This window comes from Actinomadura darangshiensis (genome assembly GCF_004349235.1).
Taxonomy (GTDB): Bacteria; Actinomycetota; Actinomycetes; order Streptosporangiales; family Streptosporangiaceae; genus Spirillospora; species Spirillospora darangshiensis.
Genome location: NZ_SMKY01000224.1, coordinates 1 through 14,916, shown reverse-complemented (window position 1 = coordinate 14,916; position 14,916 = coordinate 1). Strand labels below are relative to the sequence as shown.

At 70.2% G+C, this 14,916-nt stretch carries 14 protein-coding genes; 6 read left to right on the top strand and 8 right to left on the bottom strand.

Annotated elements, in window-relative coordinates:
• Positions 1–7 precede the first annotated feature (7 nt).
• Both E1293_RS34135 and E1293_RS34130 read right to left on the bottom strand, forming a co-directional pair.
• Positions 8–577 carry a carboxymuconolactone decarboxylase family protein gene (locus E1293_RS34135; RefSeq protein WP_132202016.1) on the bottom strand — a complete coding sequence of 190 codons (570 nt, stop codon included), beginning with the start codon at positions 575–577 and terminating at the stop codon, positions 8–10.
• A gap of 22 nt (positions 578–599) precedes the next feature.
• Positions 600–1,481 carry an SDR family NAD(P)-dependent oxidoreductase gene (locus E1293_RS34130; protein WP_132202014.1) on the bottom strand — a complete coding sequence of 294 codons (882 nt, stop codon included), beginning with the start codon at positions 1,479–1,481 and terminating at the stop codon, positions 600–602.
• A gap of 153 nt (positions 1,482–1,634) precedes the next feature.
• Between E1293_RS34130 and E1293_RS34125 the strand changes: the two genes are divergently transcribed.
• On the top strand, positions 1,635–3,053 hold the full coding sequence (locus tag E1293_RS34125; protein ID WP_165978520.1) for a sigma-70 family RNA polymerase sigma factor: 1,419 nt from the start codon (positions 1,635–1,637) through the stop codon (positions 3,051–3,053).
• On the opposite strand, the gene E1293_RS34120 is transcribed toward E1293_RS34125, so the two are convergent.
• Positions 3,005–4,288 carry a helix-turn-helix domain-containing protein gene (locus E1293_RS34120; protein WP_132202010.1) on the bottom strand — a complete coding sequence of 428 codons (1,284 nt, stop codon included), beginning with the start codon at positions 4,286–4,288 and terminating at the stop codon, positions 3,005–3,007. The two genes, E1293_RS34125 and E1293_RS34120, sit on opposite strands and share 49 nt — an antisense overlap.
• Before the next feature lie 141 nt (positions 4,289–4,429).
• On the opposite strand from E1293_RS34120, the gene nth reads away from it, so the two are divergent.
• The 3 genes from nth (at position 4,430) to E1293_RS34105 (ending at position 7,258) form a co-directional block, all read left to right on the top strand.
• Positions 4,430–5,170 carry an endonuclease III gene (gene nth, locus E1293_RS34115; RefSeq protein WP_132202008.1) on the top strand — a complete coding sequence of 247 codons (741 nt, stop codon included), beginning with the start codon at positions 4,430–4,432 and terminating at the stop codon, positions 5,168–5,170.
• Positions 5,171–5,213: 43 nt separating this feature from the next.
• Positions 5,214–5,873 carry an NUDIX hydrolase gene (locus E1293_RS34110; protein ID WP_207939253.1) on the top strand — a complete coding sequence of 220 codons (660 nt, stop codon included), beginning with the start codon at positions 5,214–5,216 and terminating at the stop codon, positions 5,871–5,873.
• A 188-nt stretch (positions 5,874–6,061) separates the two neighbouring features.
• Positions 6,062–7,258 carry a MarP family serine protease gene (locus tag E1293_RS34105; protein WP_207939252.1) on the top strand — a complete coding sequence of 399 codons (1,197 nt, stop codon included), beginning with the start codon at positions 6,062–6,064 and terminating at the stop codon, positions 7,256–7,258.
• On the opposite strand, the gene E1293_RS34100 is transcribed toward E1293_RS34105, so the two are convergent.
• The 5 genes from E1293_RS34100 to acs all read right to left on the bottom strand — a co-directional run bounded on the left by E1293_RS34100 (position 7,236) and on the right by acs (position 12,472).
• A complete protein-coding gene (locus E1293_RS34100) occupies positions 7,236–7,601 on the bottom strand; it encodes a DUF309 domain-containing protein (RefSeq protein WP_243716932.1) in 366 nt (121 codons plus the stop codon). The two genes, E1293_RS34105 and E1293_RS34100, sit on opposite strands and share 23 nt — an antisense overlap.
• A gap of 113 nt (positions 7,602–7,714) precedes the next feature.
• Positions 7,715–8,638, bottom strand: coding sequence for an alpha/beta fold hydrolase (locus E1293_RS34095; RefSeq protein WP_132202004.1), 924 nt, complete (start codon positions 8,636–8,638; stop codon positions 7,715–7,717).
• Positions 8,639–8,646: 8 nt separating this feature from the next.
• On the bottom strand, positions 8,647–9,078 hold the full coding sequence (locus E1293_RS34090) for a phage holin family protein (protein WP_132202002.1): 432 nt from the start codon (positions 9,076–9,078) through the stop codon (positions 8,647–8,649).
• A gap of 13 nt (positions 9,079–9,091) precedes the next feature.
• Complete coding sequence (gene nhaA, locus E1293_RS34085) at positions 9,092–10,330, bottom strand: Na+/H+ antiporter NhaA (RefSeq protein ID WP_132202018.1); 1,239 nt, start codon at positions 10,328–10,330, stop codon at positions 9,092–9,094.
• 174 nt (positions 10,331–10,504) lie between these two features.
• The gene (gene acs / locus E1293_RS34080; RefSeq protein ID WP_132202000.1) at positions 10,505–12,472 is read right to left on the bottom strand and encodes an acetate--CoA ligase; all 1,968 of its coding nucleotides are present in this window, start codon (positions 12,470–12,472) and stop codon (positions 10,505–10,507) included.
• Positions 12,473–12,719: 247 nt separating this feature from the next.
• Here acs and E1293_RS34075 point away from each other — a divergent pair, with 247 nt between their 5' ends.
• Together E1293_RS34075 and E1293_RS34070 are read left to right on the top strand one after the other, a co-directional pair.
• Positions 12,720–13,511, top strand: a complete 792-nt coding sequence (locus E1293_RS34075; RefSeq protein ID WP_132201998.1) for a Fic family protein — start codon at positions 12,720–12,722, stop codon at positions 13,509–13,511.
• Positions 13,512–13,667: 156 nt separating this feature from the next.
• Complete coding sequence (locus E1293_RS34070; protein WP_243716930.1) at positions 13,668–14,162, top strand: pentapeptide repeat-containing protein; 495 nt, start codon at positions 13,668–13,670, stop codon at positions 14,160–14,162.
• Positions 14,163–14,916: the final 754 nt, after the last annotated feature.

The window sequence follows — 14,916 nt, the reverse complement described above, 5'->3', positions numbered from 1 at the left end:
GTGTGTGCTAGTGGGGGTGGTCGGGGGTTATGCGGAGGGTTTTGATTGTGGTGGCGAGCATTTCGTAGTGGGTGGCGAGCAGGGTCAGTTCGATGCACTCGGGCTCGGTCAGGTGGGTGCGGAGGCGGGTCCAGGTCGCGTCGTCCAGGTCCTGGGTGGCGTGGAGTTGGTCGGCGGCGGTCAGGAGCGCCTGTTCGCGCGGGGTCCAGCCGGGGGCCTCGGGGCCGGTCGTGAGGCGTTCGATGTCCGGGCGGCGGACGCCTGAGCGGCGGGCCAGGCGGACGTGGTGGTCGAACTCGTAGCGGCAGTCGCGCAGGTGGGCGATGCGCAGGATGACCAGTTCCGTCTCGCGGCGCGGGAGGGTCCCGCCGGGCATGAGGTGGCCGGCGAACCAGAGCCAGCCGCGGAACAGGCCGCGGCGGCGGGCCAGGGTCAGGAACAGGTTCGGCGGGCCGGTTCCGGTGGCGCGGCCTGCGACGCGGCAGACGAGCCAGTTGACGACGCCCACGTCGCGGAGGCCGCCGGGGGTGGGACGCGGGGCGGTCGCCTCGCCCGGCTTCTTCGCGGACTCCCGCATGTTCAGCTCCCCTGGAGAAGACTCACTCGCTGGACTCGGGTTGGGGGGTGGTCAGGTCGACCTTCTCGGTTCTGGCGACTTCCAGGATGTCGCGTAGGCCGCGCTGGACGGTGCGGTCGGCGAGCGGTTGAACGAGCATCCGGACTGGCAGGACGCCACCGACCCACCAGGGAGCGACGACCCGCTTGGATCGGCGGGCGATTCCGCGTTCCAGGGCGTCGATCCCAACGTGCAGGGGTGCGACACCCGAAATGAAGCTGCTTCGTGGGACGGCGCTCATCATGGCGGTCGCCGCCTTGGTGTCGAACCCGCGCCGCGTCATGTCGGTGTCGAGTTCCGCGAAATAGGCGACGCCCGCCTTGGCGCCCCAAGGACGCAGTTCGGCTCGCAGTGTGTTGCCCAGTGCCTCGACCGCCGCCTTGGACGCGCTGTAGGCGCCCAGCAGGGGCGCGTTCACGGCGGCCGCCAGGGACGACACGGCCAGCGCGTAGCCGCGCGGATGACTGACATGGGGTCCGGCCGCACGGAGTGTGTTGTAGACGCCCAGAACGTTCACCCGCAGGCTCTGCTCGATGACGGACGGGTCCCCGCCTATGACCGGCATCTGCGCGGCTACTCCGGCGTTGGCCACGACCACGTCCAGGCCGCCCAGCTCGGCGACGGCGTGCGCCACGACCTCTTCGACCCGGCCGCGGTCGGTCACGTCGCACGTCCACCAGGGCGCCTCCCCGCACTGGGCGGCGACGGCGGAGAGGTGGTCGGGTTCCAGGCCGGCGAGCGCGACCCGTGCGCCGCGTTCGTGCAGCCTGGCGGCGAGGGCCGCGCCGATCCCGCGCGCGGCACCGGTGATCAGCACCCGCCGTCCGGCCAGGGTCGCCGTCCATCGCGAGGAGTCAGGGCTCATGGGGTGACCATAACATTAATAAACACCCCTGTCTTTTTAACTTCGCCGCGTAATCGCGCCGTGGGAACCACGTCAACTCGGGCGATGACAGGTGTCCTCTGAGGGTTGTGGTGATATGCGGGCCTTGGATTGGATGGCGGGGTGGTAGCGGGCGTGGGAACGCGGCCGGACGCCGACCTGCTGGCGGCCGCTGGGACGGGCGACGAGCAGGCGTCGGACGAGCTGTTCCGGCGCCACCACACCGCCGTGCTGAGGTACGCACGCGGGTTGGTCCGCGATCAGCATCTCGCGGAGGACCTCACCAGCGAGGCGTTCACCCGGACGTTCGCGGCGATGCGCCAGGGCCACGGCCCGCGCGACGCCTGCCGTCCCTACCTGTACACGGTCGTCCGGAACGCGGCCACGGACTGGGCCCGCGGTGCCCGCCGCACCGTCGTGACCGACCAGGTCACCGAGTGGGCCGACGCCCCCGAGGACGACCCACCGGACGTCGACGAACTGGACGCGCTCGTCCGCGCCTTCCGCTCCCTGCCCGAACGGTGGCAGATCGTCCTCTGGTACACGGTCATTGAGGACGAGCCCATCGCGCATGTGGCCGAACTCCTCGGCATGGAGAAGGGCGCGGTCTCCCAGCTGTCGTTCCGCGCGCGCGAGGGCCTGCGCCAGGCGTTCCTGGCCGCCAGTTGCGACGGTCAACCGGAGTGCGCTGAGTTCACCGCACAGATAGCCGCGAACATAAGACGTCCAGGACGACGTCGTGGCCGCGCCCTGCGCCGGCACCTGGAGTCCTGCGAACGGTGCAGGCGCGCCGCAGAGGAAATGACCGACCTCAACGGACGCCTGAAGCGGTGCCTGCCGATCGGGGCCGTCCTGCTGGGCGCGCCGGCGACACCGTTCGGAGCCCTCGGCGGCCCGGCGGCGGCTCTCCCCGGCTGGGCCGTGCCAGGCGCGGTCGCCGGCGGCGTCGCCACAGGACTCGCCATCATCCTGTTCACCACGACGGGCGGCGACCCAGAGAGCACACCGAAAGCCGTCCCGCCGCCGACGACCCCCACGCCGGTGAGCACGACACCGCAGAACCTCCCGCAACCTGACGTCGCGGTCGGCACACGGACCCCGGGCCAAGCCGAGCGGACAACCAGAGGCGCCCCGGCGTCCGCCGCCGGTCCTTTCCACGTGCGCAACACGACGTTGCAGTCCTGCTTAGCCCCCGACGGTCCGTCGGTCGTGCAACGCTCCTGCACTGACTCCTCGACCGGATGGCAGCGCAAGAACACCGCGACCGGTTTCACGCTGAGAAGCTCGTCCACCGGGAAATGCATGAGCCGGGGCCAGGCGTCCGACGGCGTCGCATGGGAGGGCGGTACCGAGTACTCCGTCGTCATGGCTCCCTGCGGAGGCGCGAACCAGACGTGGAAGCTGGTGCGGTTCGCTCCGTCCGTGTACCGGCTGGCCAACGGCGACGGATGGTTTCTCCAGGCGAGCTGGTCTGGGCTGCGCCCAGTGACATTGAAACCGTCCTCCTACTCGGGGATGGCGGCCCAAGGCTGGGCCGTCGAAGCGCCAGGCTGACCCCACGCGCGTCCAGGCTCGCCATTGAGGGCGAGCCAGGCGCGCAGTGCCATGTGGAGCTCCAGCCGGTCGGACGTCGCGTGCATGTCGTCCCCGAAGAGCTCCTCAAGCTGGCGGAGCCGGTACCGGACGGTCTGCGGGTGCAGATGCAGGTGACCGGACACCTCCGTGGCGTTGAACCCGCACTCCAGGCAGGTCAGCAGCGTCTCGGCGAGCCGGTAGCGCTGCGCCGGACGGGCCCGCAGCAGCGGCGCGAGCCGGCGGGCGACCACCTTCTCGACGAGCAGCCGCTCCCGCATCATCACGATGATCGGCATGTGCCGTTCGGCGGCGATGGGCGAGTCGCCGCCGATGAGGCCCTGGTCGGCCAGCTTCAGGGCGGCCCGGGCCAGCCGCAGCGACGCGGCGGCCTCGGTGAGCCGGACCGCCGGGCCGATCGAGGCCGTCCAGCCGTCCAGCTGCCGCTCCAGCATCCGGCCCCGGCCGGGGCCCTCCGGGTCCGGGACGACCAGGCACGGCTCGGCGAGGTGCAGGCCCAGCAGGACGTCCGGCGGCAGGACAGGGTGCCGGGTGTCGGGGCCCCGCTCCCGGAGCGCGACGGCGGCGACGGTGCGCGGCAGCGGCCAGTCCGCCTCGCGCGCCGGTACGCGCAGCTCCTTCGGGGACGGATCGTTCAGCAGCAGGTCGAGGAGGTGCCGCCGGTGGTCCTGGCGGGCGCCCGCGGCCTGGGCGGCGGCGTCCGCGTGGCCCTCGGAGACGATGGCGGCGACCTGGTTCAGGTAGCCGAGGACGGCGTTGGTGATGCCCGCGATGGTGGCCGGGCTCGTCCGGTAGCCGAGTTGCTCGGCGCGCTCGGTGAGCCGCTCGACGGCGAGCCCCATCCCGATCCGGGTCGCCGCCTGCCAGGAGTCCAGCGTCCGGCCCTCGCCGGCCTCGCCCGCGCCGATCTGCCGCCAGAACTCCGGCACGTCCGGGGGCGCCGTGCCGGGCTCGGCCATCAGGTCCAGGAAATGGCCGATGGCGCACTCGACCGCCAGCAGCATCGCCTTGGCGTACCGGGGGTCGTGCGGCCGGACGAACTCGGGCAGCTGCCGCTCGATCCGGGCCACCGCCTCCTCGGCGATGCCGGGCACGTGCGCACGAAGACCACGGGCGATCCGGGCGGAACCCTCGAAATCGAGCTCCAGTTCGATGCGGCGCACCGGGAGCCGGACCACCTGGCTGAGGTCGGACATGAGATCTCCTTCGGGGAAGGCGTGCCCCGTAGAGACGGCGGAACCCGGCCCCGATTACGGCTTTCGCCCCGACTTCTCACCGCGCGCGGGCGGCGGCCGGACCCGGCCGGTCCGGGCCGGTGAGGCAATAGGCTGGCCGGTATGGCGACGGAGGCGTCCCCGAAGGCGCGGGCTCGGAAGTGGAAGGACGAGACGCGGCTGGGGCTGGTGCGGCGGGCGCGCCGGATCAACCGGATCCTGGCCGAGACCTACCCGGACGCCCACTGCGAGCTGGACTTCGGCACCCCGTTCCAGCTCCTCGTGGCGACCGTCCTGTCGGCGCAGACGACCGACGTGCGGGTGAACCTCACGACGCCCGCGCTGTTCGCCAAGTACCCCACCCCAGAGGACCTGGCCGCCGCGAACCCCGAGGACGTCGAGACGATCCTGAAGCCCACCGGCTTCTTCCGCGCCAAGACGAAGTCGGTCATGGGGCTGTCCGCCGCACTGCGCGACCAGTTCGGTGGGGAGGTCCCAGGGCGGCTCGAAGACCTCGTCAAGCTGCCCGGTGTCGGACGTAAGACGGCGAACGTCGTCCTGGGAAACGCGTTCGACGTCCCCGGAATCACGGTCGACACCCACTTCGGGCGTCTGGCACGCAGATTCGGCTGGACGACTGAGGACGACCCAGTGAAGGTCGAGCAGGAGATCGGTGAGCTGATCCCGCGCAAGGACTGGACGATGCTGTCCCACAGGCTGATCTGGCACGGCCGACGCATCTGCCATGCACGCCGTCCGGCCTGCGGGGCGTGCCCCCTGGCGCGGCTGTGCCCGTCCTTCGGCGAAGGCCCGGTTGACGAGGAGACGGCGCGCAAGCTCGTGAAGCCGGGCCCCTTCTCTTGAGCCGTCCGGGAAGGAACGCGGCCGTTCCGGAGTTGGGACGGACGTGACCGACACCGCCCCTAGCAGTCCCGCCTGGCTCGACCGCTTCGTCGTGGAAGGGCCGCGGACGCCGGTGCCGCCCCTGTTCCGGCCGGCCCCGGGCGCGCGCGCCGCGGCCGTCCTCATCCTCTTCGGCGAGGGAGCGGACGGTCCGGACGTCCTGCTCACCGAGCGTGCCGCCACCCTGAACAAGCACGCCGGCCAGCCCGCGTTCCCCGGCGGCCGCATCGACCCCGAGGACGACGGCCCGGTGGCGGCGGCACTGCGCGAGGCGTGGGAGGAGGCCGGCGTCGAACCGTCCGGCGTGGACGTCCTCTGCACGCTGCCGGAGCTGTACCTGTCGCACAGCGAGCACCGTGTCACGCCCGTCGCCGGCTGGTGGCGCCGGCCGTCGGAGATCGCGCCGGGCCATCCGGGGGAGGTCGCGATGGTGGCGCGCGTCCCGATCGGCGAGCTGGTCGACCCGGCCAACCGGGCGATGGTCCGGCATCCGTCCGGCCTCAGGATGGGGCCGGCGTTCCACGTGCGGGACATGCTCGTGTGGGGGTTCACGGCGGCGCTGCTGACCCAGGTGCTGGACGCCGGCGGCTGGAACCGGCCGTGGGACACCTCCCGCGTCGAGGACCTGCCGGAGGACGTCCTGAACCTCGCTTCCCGAGGGTGAGACTCTCGTTCGTTCCCACAAAACCGGCCCGCTCCGGGCGACGGCGGTGAACGGCAGGTCAGGCCCCTGTTCGCGGAGCGTACGGCCATGGTCACGGCCGCGTGTCACACCTGGCGGTTACCGTCGCGACCCGAATCTGGTCCACGGAGGGGACGTGATCCGGCGGCGCGGCCCTATACGGTGAAGCGGTGCTGCACGACCACGTTCTCGATGTCATCCTGCTCGTGCTCGTCGTGCTGTTCGGAGTGTCGGGCTACCGGCAGGGCTTCATCGTGAGCCTGCTGAGCTTCGCCGGCTTCGTCGGCGGCGGTGTCATCGGGGTGCTGGTCGCGCCGCCGATCGCCGAGGCCGCGGTGGACGGTGCCGCGCAGCAGGCGCTGCTCGCCATCGTGATCGCGTTCCTCGCCGCGACCCTCGGGCAGCTCGTCGCCTCGTCCCTCGGCGCCGTGCTGCGCAACCGGGTGACCGGCCTGAACGCCCGCACCGCGGACGCGGTCGGCGGCACGTTCGTCAGCGCGCTGTCGCTGCTCACCGTCGCCTGGTTCTTCGGCAGCCTGGTCGCCAACTCCGAGTTCAAGCCCGTCCGGACGCAGGTCAAGGGCTCCTCGATCATCAACGGCATCAACGGCGTGATGCCGGCGCAGGCGCAGACGTGGTTCACCTCGTTCCAGGGGTTCGTGAAGAACAGCGAGTTCCCGCAGGTCTTCAACGGGCTCGGCGGCGAGTCGGTGGTGCAGGTGCCGCCGCCGGACGAGTCGGTGCTGAGCACCCGGGGGCTGCGCGCCGCGAAGAACAGCATCGTGAAGGTGACCAGCACGGCGCCGCAGTGCCAGCGCCGCATCGAGGGCACCGGGTTCGTGTTCGCGCCGAAGCACATCATGACGAACGCGCACGTCGTCGCCGGCGCGCGCGGCGCCTCCGTCGTGTCGTCGGTGAACGGCCACAGCGAGAAGGGCCGGGTCGTGCTGTACGACCCGAAGCGGGACGTCGCCGTCCTGTACGTGCCGGGGCTGCAGGCGCCCACGCTGCAGTTCGCCAAGGAGGCGCGGGTCCGGGACGACGCGATCATCGCCGGGTTCCCGAAGAACCAGCCGTTCACGCCGGGGGCCGCCCGCATCCGCGCCCGGCAGACGGCGCGCGGGCCGGACATCTACCACTCCGGGCAGGTCAGCCGCGAGATCTACGCGATCCGCGGCAAGGTCGAGCCGGGCAACTCGGGCGGGCCGCTGCTGTCCACGGACGGACGCGTGTACGGGGTCATCTTCGCGGCGGCGCTGGACACGCCGTCCACCGGGTACGCGCTCACCGCGGAGGAGGTCGCGCCTGACGCGCGCGCGGGCGTGAGGTCGACGAAGCCGGTGTCTACGCAGAACTGCTCTGACTGAGGCGTAGGCCGATGGGGCCGTCCTCGGGTTCCTTGGCCAGTTCCCGCGCGCGCTTGACGACCCCCTGGACGTCGACGCCGTGCGGTGGGTCTTCCTGGTAAGGGACAAGGCGGTCGGCGGCGCGGCTGAGGAGGGCTTCGGCACCCCGCGCGTTTCCTCGCCGTAGGTGGGTTACGCCCACCGCGACCTGTGCAAGGCCCCTCCACAGTTCCCGTTCGGATTCTGGCGCGGCCTTCCAGACCGCTTCCAAAACTTCGTGGGCGTGGAACGGACGGTCTTCGTCCAGGAGGCGTTGCGCCTCGGTCAGGGCCTCCGCGGGCGGCATGTCGATCTCGTCCGGCATCGTGGGTATGCCAGTGGCGCCGTGCGGTAGCGGGCGCCCGTACGCGTCGCGTGGGCGTGCGTTACGTGGGCGTCCAGATTCGTCCCTATCCCGCATGCCTCCACGGTACGCCGCTAGCGTTCCGGCTCCGGATCCGCCAGCCAGCCGAGAAGCTGGGCGTCAAACGCTCGCGGACGTTCCTGATGGGGGAAATGCCCTGCGCCCTCTATGAGCTTCCAACGGTAGGGGGCCGCCACGTAGCGTCCGGAGCCTTGGGCACTGGCCGGCAGGGTGCACGTGTCGAGCGCGCCGTGCAGTTGCAGCGTGGGGATCTGGATGGGGGCGCGCATACGGTGCGCGTAGCGGATACCGTCCGGGCGGGCCTGCGACCGGATGAGCCAGCGGTGGTACTCCAGCGCACTGTGGGCCGCCCCAGGGATCTGCACCGCCTTCCGTACTCGTTGCTCTGTGCCGGCGTCCGGCCAGCCGGGGCCTGACCAGTCGTGCAAGAGCTTCCCGACCAGCGCGGCGTTGTCGCGCACCAGGCGGCGTTCAGGCCACAGCGGCACCTGGAAGCCGAACGTGTGCCGGGTCGCCCAGCCCTGCCCGCGCGGGTCACCGGCGATCGCCTGCCGCAGCCGCAGCGGATGCGGGGCGCTCACCACCGCCAGCCGCTGGACGATCTTCGGGTGGTAGACGCCCATCGTCCAGGCGAGCAGCCCGCCCCAGTCGTGCCCGACGACGATCGCGTTCGCCTCGCCCAGCGCGCGGACGAGCCCGGCCGCGTCCGCGGCCAGCGTGACCAGGTCGTAGCCGCGCGGCGGCTTGTCGCTGCCGCCGTAGCCGCGCAGGTCGACGGCCGCCGCGCGGAAGCCCGCGGCCGGCAGCGAGACCAGCTGGTGGTGCCACGACCACCAGAACCCGGGGAAGCCGTGCAGCAGCAGGACGAGCGGCCCCTCGCCGGCCTCGGCGACGTGGAAGCGCGTCCCGCCGGCGCTGACCTGCCGGTGGGTCCACGGCCCCTCGGCCTCGATCAGCGACACGTCGTGCCCGGACATGGCGTCGGTCAGACCGTCAGCTCGGGGGTGTCGGAGTCGCCGCGGTGGCGGAGCGCGGAGAAGTCGTCCTTCAGCGTCTTGCGGGTCCGCTTCGCACCCTCGATCTTGCCCATCCGCCACTTGCCGAACAGCATCAGCAGCCCGGCGACGACCGCGTACACGCCCGCCACGATCAGGAACGCGGCCCAGTGCCAGATGCCGAGCGCGACCAGGCCGTAGGCGAAGGCGATCGACAGCAGGATGACGATCAGCCCGCCGATCATGCCGGCGGTGCCGAACGACGCGCTGCCGATCGCGGCCTTCTTGGCGTCGGCCTTGAGCTCCAGCTTGGCCAGGTCCAGCTCGGCCCTGATCAGGTTGGAGATGTTGCTCGACGCCAGCGCGACGAGTTCGCCGACGGACTTGTCCTCGACGCGCTCGCCCGGTAGTGCCTCGGACATATCGCTTTTCTCCTTAGCCCGGGCGCGCCCGCAGGCGCACCCTTCTCCGGAAGACGACGGCGGCGGCCGCCGAGGCGAGAACGCTCGCGATCAGGACCGCAGTCGTCACTCTCTCGAATTGTGACGGGTCGGTATAGGCCAAACCGCCGATCAGCAGCGAAACGGTGAAACCCACCCCGGCGAGCAGCGCGACCCCCGCGATCTCGTGCCAGTGCAGTTCGTCGCCGAGCGTCGCCAGGCCGAGCCGTACGGCCGCCCAGGCGCCGCCGAAGACCCCCACGAACTTACCGATCACGAGTCCGGCGATCACCCCGAGGGCCACCCTGTCGGTGAAAACCGCTCCCAACTGGGACGCACCGAGCCCCACGCCGGCCGACACGAACGCGAAAACCGGCACGGCCACGCCTGCGGAGAACGGCCTCAGCACATGGTCGGTGCGTTCAGCGTTCGTGGGACGTTCGTCCGGGGTTTCCTTCGAGCTGGTGAGCATCCCCAGGGCGATACCTGCGACGGTCGCGTGGATGCCGCTGCGCTGCAGGCAGTACCAGGCGACCACGGCGAGGGGCACGTAGACCCAGGGCGAGCGCATGCCCTTGTACTGGAGGACCCCGTACGCGGCGATCAGAAGCACGCCGATGCCCAGGGGCGTCCAGTGCAGAGTGTCGGTGTAGAAGAGCGCGATGATGGTGATGGCTATGAGGTCGTCCACCACGGCCAGGGTCAGCAGGAACGCGCGCAAGGGCGCCGGGCACGAAGTGAACGTCACAGCGAGCACCGCTAGGGCGAACGCAATGTCCGTCGCGGTCGGGATCGCCCATCCGCTGGACGCGCCTGGCTCGCCCACGCTGATCGCCAGGAAGATGAGCGCCGGTGCCGCGACCCCTGCGGCGGCCGCGATGACGGGCAGCGCCGCGTCCCGCGGATTGCGCAGCTCGCCGTGCGTCAGCTCTTCGCGCAGTTCCAGGCCCGCGATGAAGAAGAACACCGCCAGCAGGGCGCCGGACGCCCAATGCTGCACGTCCATGTGCCCCACGTGCAGCCAGTGCGGACTGATCTCGAACGTCTGCAGGCTCTTGTAGGCGCCGGCCCAAGGCGTGTTAGCCCACACCAGCGCGGCGACCGCCGCGAGCAGCATCACCACGCCGCCGATCGTCTCCGTGCGGAGCGCACTGGCGACCTGCGTGCTGTAGCGGACGGTCGGACGAAACGGCCACGTTGCAGCAACGCGGCGCCTGACGGTCGGGCGCGCCATAAAGAAACCCCTGGGAAAGCAGCGGACGGACTCGAAGGCCACATGGGGGCGGCCTTGCCGACCAGACTTCCCGGCGCACCTACAGCGATTTTACCTCGTACATGGAACGGCCCACGTCCGGCGGGGTGTGCCGCCAGGCGTGGGCCGTCCTCTGGACCGTCTTCTGGCCGAAAATCAGTCCTCGGTCTTGGCGCTGGGCAGCTTCTCGGAGATGAGGTCCATCACCGTGCTATCGGCCAGCGTGGTGACGTCGCCGATGCTGCGCTTCTCCGCGACGTCCCGCAGCAGCCGCCGCATGATCTTGCCGGAGCGGGTCTTCGGCAGCTCCGGCACCATCATGATCTGGCGCGGCTTGGCGATCGGGCCGAGCGCCTTGGAGACGTGGTCGCGCAGCTCCTTGGCGAAGTCGGCGCCCTCGACCTCCTCACCGGCGCTGCCGCGCGGGATGACGAACGCGACGATGGCCTGCCCGGTGACCGGGTCGGTCGCGCCGACGACCGCCGACTCGGCGACCTTCGGGTGCGACACCAGCGCCGACTCCACCTCCGTCGTGGAGATGTTGTGGCCGGACACGAGCATGACGTCGTCCACGCGGCCGAGCAGCCACATGTCGCCGTCCTCGTCCTTCTTCGCGCCGTCGCCGGCGAAGTACAGGCCGTCGAACCGCGACCAGTACGTCTTGATGTACCGCTCGTCGTCGCCCCAGATGGTGCGGAGCATGCTCGGCCACGGCTCCCTGACCACCATGAACCCGCCGCCGCCGTTCGGCACCGACTGGCCTTGGTCGTCCACGACGTCCGCGACGATGCCCGGCAGCGACCGCATCGCCGCGCCCGGCTTGGCCGCCGTGACGCCCGGCAGCGGACTGATCATGATGGCGCCGGTCTCCGTCTGCCACCACGTGTCGACCACCGGCGTGCGGTCGCTACCGATGTGCTTGCGGTACCAGATGTAGGCCTCGGGGTTGATCGGCTCACCGACCGACCCCAGCACGCGCAGGGACGACAGGTCGTACTCCGCCGGGATGTCGTCGCCCCACTTCATGAACGTGCGGATCGCCGTAGGCGCCGTGTAGAAGATGGACACCTTGTACTTCTGGATGATGTCCCACCAGCGTCCCTTGTTGGGAGTGTCGGGCGTCCCCTCGTAGATGACGCTGGTCGAGCCGTTGGCGAGCGGCCCGTACACGATGTAGGAGTGGCCGGTGACCCAGCCGATGTCGGCCGAGCACCAGTAGATGTCCGTCTCCGGCTTCAGGTCGAAAACGGCGTGGTGCGTGTAGGCGCACTGGAGCAGGTAGCCGCCGGTGGTGTGCAGGATGCCCTTCGGCTTACCCGTCGTCCCGGACGTGTACAGGATGTACAGCGGGTGCTCCGAGTCCATGGGCTCGGCGGTGTGGTCCTCGCTCTGCCGCTCGACGACGTCGTGCCACCACACGTCGAGGTCGTTCTCGGCGACCTGCTCGCCGGTGCGGCGCACCACGAGGACGTGCTCGATCGTCGGCGTCTGCGCGACGGCCTCGTCCACGATCCCCTTCAGGTCGGACGGCTTGCCGCGCCGGAACCCGCCGTCCGAGGTGATGACGAGCTTGGCCTGCGCGTCGTCGATGCGGGTTCGGAGAGCCTCGGCGGAGAACCCGCCGAACACGACCGAATGGGTCGCGCCGATGCGGGCGCACGCCAGCATCGAGATCGGCAGCTCGGGAATCATCGGAAGGTAGATCGCCACACGGTCGCCCTTGCGGACGCCCAGTTCGAGCAGCGCGTTGGCGGCCTTGTTCACCTCGCTCTGCAGGTCGGCGTAGGTGAGGGTACGGGTGTCGCCCGGCTCGCCCTCCCAGTGGAACGCGACCTTGGCTCCGCGCCCCGCCTCGACATGACGGTCGACGCAGTTGTAGGCGACGTTGAGCTCGCCCCCTACGAACCACTTGGCGAACGGCGGGTTACTCCAGTCGAGGACCTCGTCCCAGCGCTTCGACCAGCTGAGGCGATCGGCCTGCTCGGCCCAGAAACCCAGGCGGTCCTGGGCAGCCTGCTCGTAGGCGTCGGCCTTGACGTTGGCCGAGGCGGCGAGGTCGGCGGGCGGTGAGAAGCGGCGCGTCTCCTGCAGAAGGTTCGACAGTGTTTCTTGGCTCTGACTCAACGCGAACTCCTTGCTAGGTGATGCGGGGGTCGCCCGGTATCCCCACTTCACCAGGAAGGTCTCGGTCCTACAAGGCCGCGATCCCGGATGTCGAGGATGAGCGCGACCGGCGCGCACGTCTCCGGATGGTGTTGTGCGATGCCCGACACAACAGGCCTTCCCAGGACCGGCATGCGGGAACCGCCTCCGTTTTACGCCTTCGCAGGCCGTTGCGCGAGTGCCTCGGAGGACCACATAGGGTCGGGCCGTGACCGATGCCCTAGCTGATGTTGCGAAGCTGCCCGGCGTCGCCGGCGCCGTCGACGACGCTCGCAAGGCCGTTGACCGGCTGCTCGGCCACCGCATCCTGCGGCGGCGCAGCGCCGAGGTCTCCACGGAGTCGGCATTGCGCGGTGCCAGGGCCTCCGCGGTTCTAGACGGAGCCTCGGTCACGCTCGACGAGCTGCGGACCACGGAGAACCCGTCCGATCCCGTCGTGCAGGGGGCATTGCGCGTGTCGGCCGAACTGGGGACGCTGACGGAGGTCTGGCGTCACGCGCCTAGGCAGGCCTTGGCGCGGCTCCATGTGCTCGCAGGGGCTGACGCTGTGGACGACGCCGCTTTGGGACGTCCACGCACTGACGACGCAGTCGTGAAGGACGTTCTGGGCCTGGGTGAGCCGCCTTCCCCGTCCGAGGTGGCCGCTCGCCTGGACGCGCTCAGCGGTCTGCTGACCGAGCAGAGCAAAGCGCCGGCACTGGTGGTCTCATCGATCGTGCACGGCGAACTACTGGCTCTGCGCCCGTTCGGGTGGGGGGACGGCCTGGTCGCGCGCGCCGCACAGCGTCTCACGCTCGTCTCCCGTGGGCTCGACCCCAAGTCGCTTGTAGCGCCGGAGGTCGGACACCTCGAACTCTTCGACGAATACGCCGAAGCCTTGCGCGGATACGCGTCCGGCACGTCCGAGGGCGTGGCGCGGTGGATCGTTCACTGTTCCGCCGCCGTGGCGGCTGCCGCACGTGACTCCCAGGCCATCTGCGAAGCGTTCATGCGGGGCTGAGGCTGTCGGTGGGTGCCGCCATGATGTGTCGGTATGGCTGATCGCATGCACGGACGTCCTGCGGCACCGACGGAAACCACGATCTCGTCGGCGAACTGGGATTCGCGTGACCTGACAGGCGAGAACCACGAAAGCGTCCTGTTCGTGGATGTGGACATGACCGAGGCCAGCGGGACCGGTGCCGTCTTCACGGACTGCACGTTCCGGGGCGTGCGTTTCAACGCGTCCAGCCACGACGACGCCGCGTTCCTGAACTGCACGTTCGTCAGATGCGGTTTCTTCGACGCCACCTTTACCGGATGCAAGCTCGTGGGCGCTCTCTTTGACGGCTGCACCTACGACCTCATGAAGGTGAAGGGCGGCGACTGGTCGTTCACCGGCCTGCCAGGCGCCGACCTGCGGCGGGCGTCGTTCACCGACGTGCGCATGCGCGAGGCCGACCTCACCGGCGCGCGGTGCGCGGGGGCCCGGCTGCGCGGGGTCGACCTCTCCGGAGCATCTCTCCACAAAGCCGACTTCACGGGCTGCGACCTGCGCGGCAGCGACGTGTCCGCCTTCGACCCGCTCACCGTCGAACTGCGGCGGGCGGTGATCGATCCGTACCAGGCGATCATCCTGGCGACGGCGCTGGGCCTGGACGTCCGCGAGTAGGCGCAAAGCGAGCGGCGCCCCTGCGCGGGACGCCGCCGCCAGACACGTCACACCGGGTTACCAAGCGTGCACCTCGTATTCGTCGGATCGGGTCAAGCCCGTCTCGACGCGCCTCCCGCGGCTGGTCGCGCGTGGGTGCCCGGCTGCCGTGCTCGGACACTTGGTCCGTACGACCTGTCTACGCCTCATTTGCCCTGTTGACAAGGCCCTATTCGGAAAGCGCGCGGCACCACCGGATGCGGCGCCGCATGGGACGCCGGTGCCCGCTGGGGCCAAGGTGGGATATTCCGGACTATCCGTAACCATCGACCGGTTCGCGTAAATTGATCACGCACCGTGATCGTTTCTTTTTGGACGCCGATCCCGGCGGACCCCAGGAAAGATCTTTAGTTCTCCTGTACGCTCCCACTTCCGTCCCGATGCACTTCCTGTGCACCGGGCCGGGACGCCCGCCGAGGGCGGCACGGCGCATCGCGGTACCGCCTCCAGCGGATCGTCGCCACCAGATGCGAAAAAACACCACGTGCCGGACGAGTTTGCGACTCGACGGAACTCTCGGCGATCGGGCAGCATATGTTGTATCTGCCTAGACTGGAGTCAGCGTGAGTTTGCCTCTCCCATAGGGCGAACTTACATACGGCAGTTCGAACTCCCCGAGACTTTCTTGGGAAAGCGGACCGGTTCTACCCCCCCGGAGCCGGACCGCCAGGCGACCCCCGCTCTCCCCCCCGGCGGGGGTCGCCCAGTCCTAGCG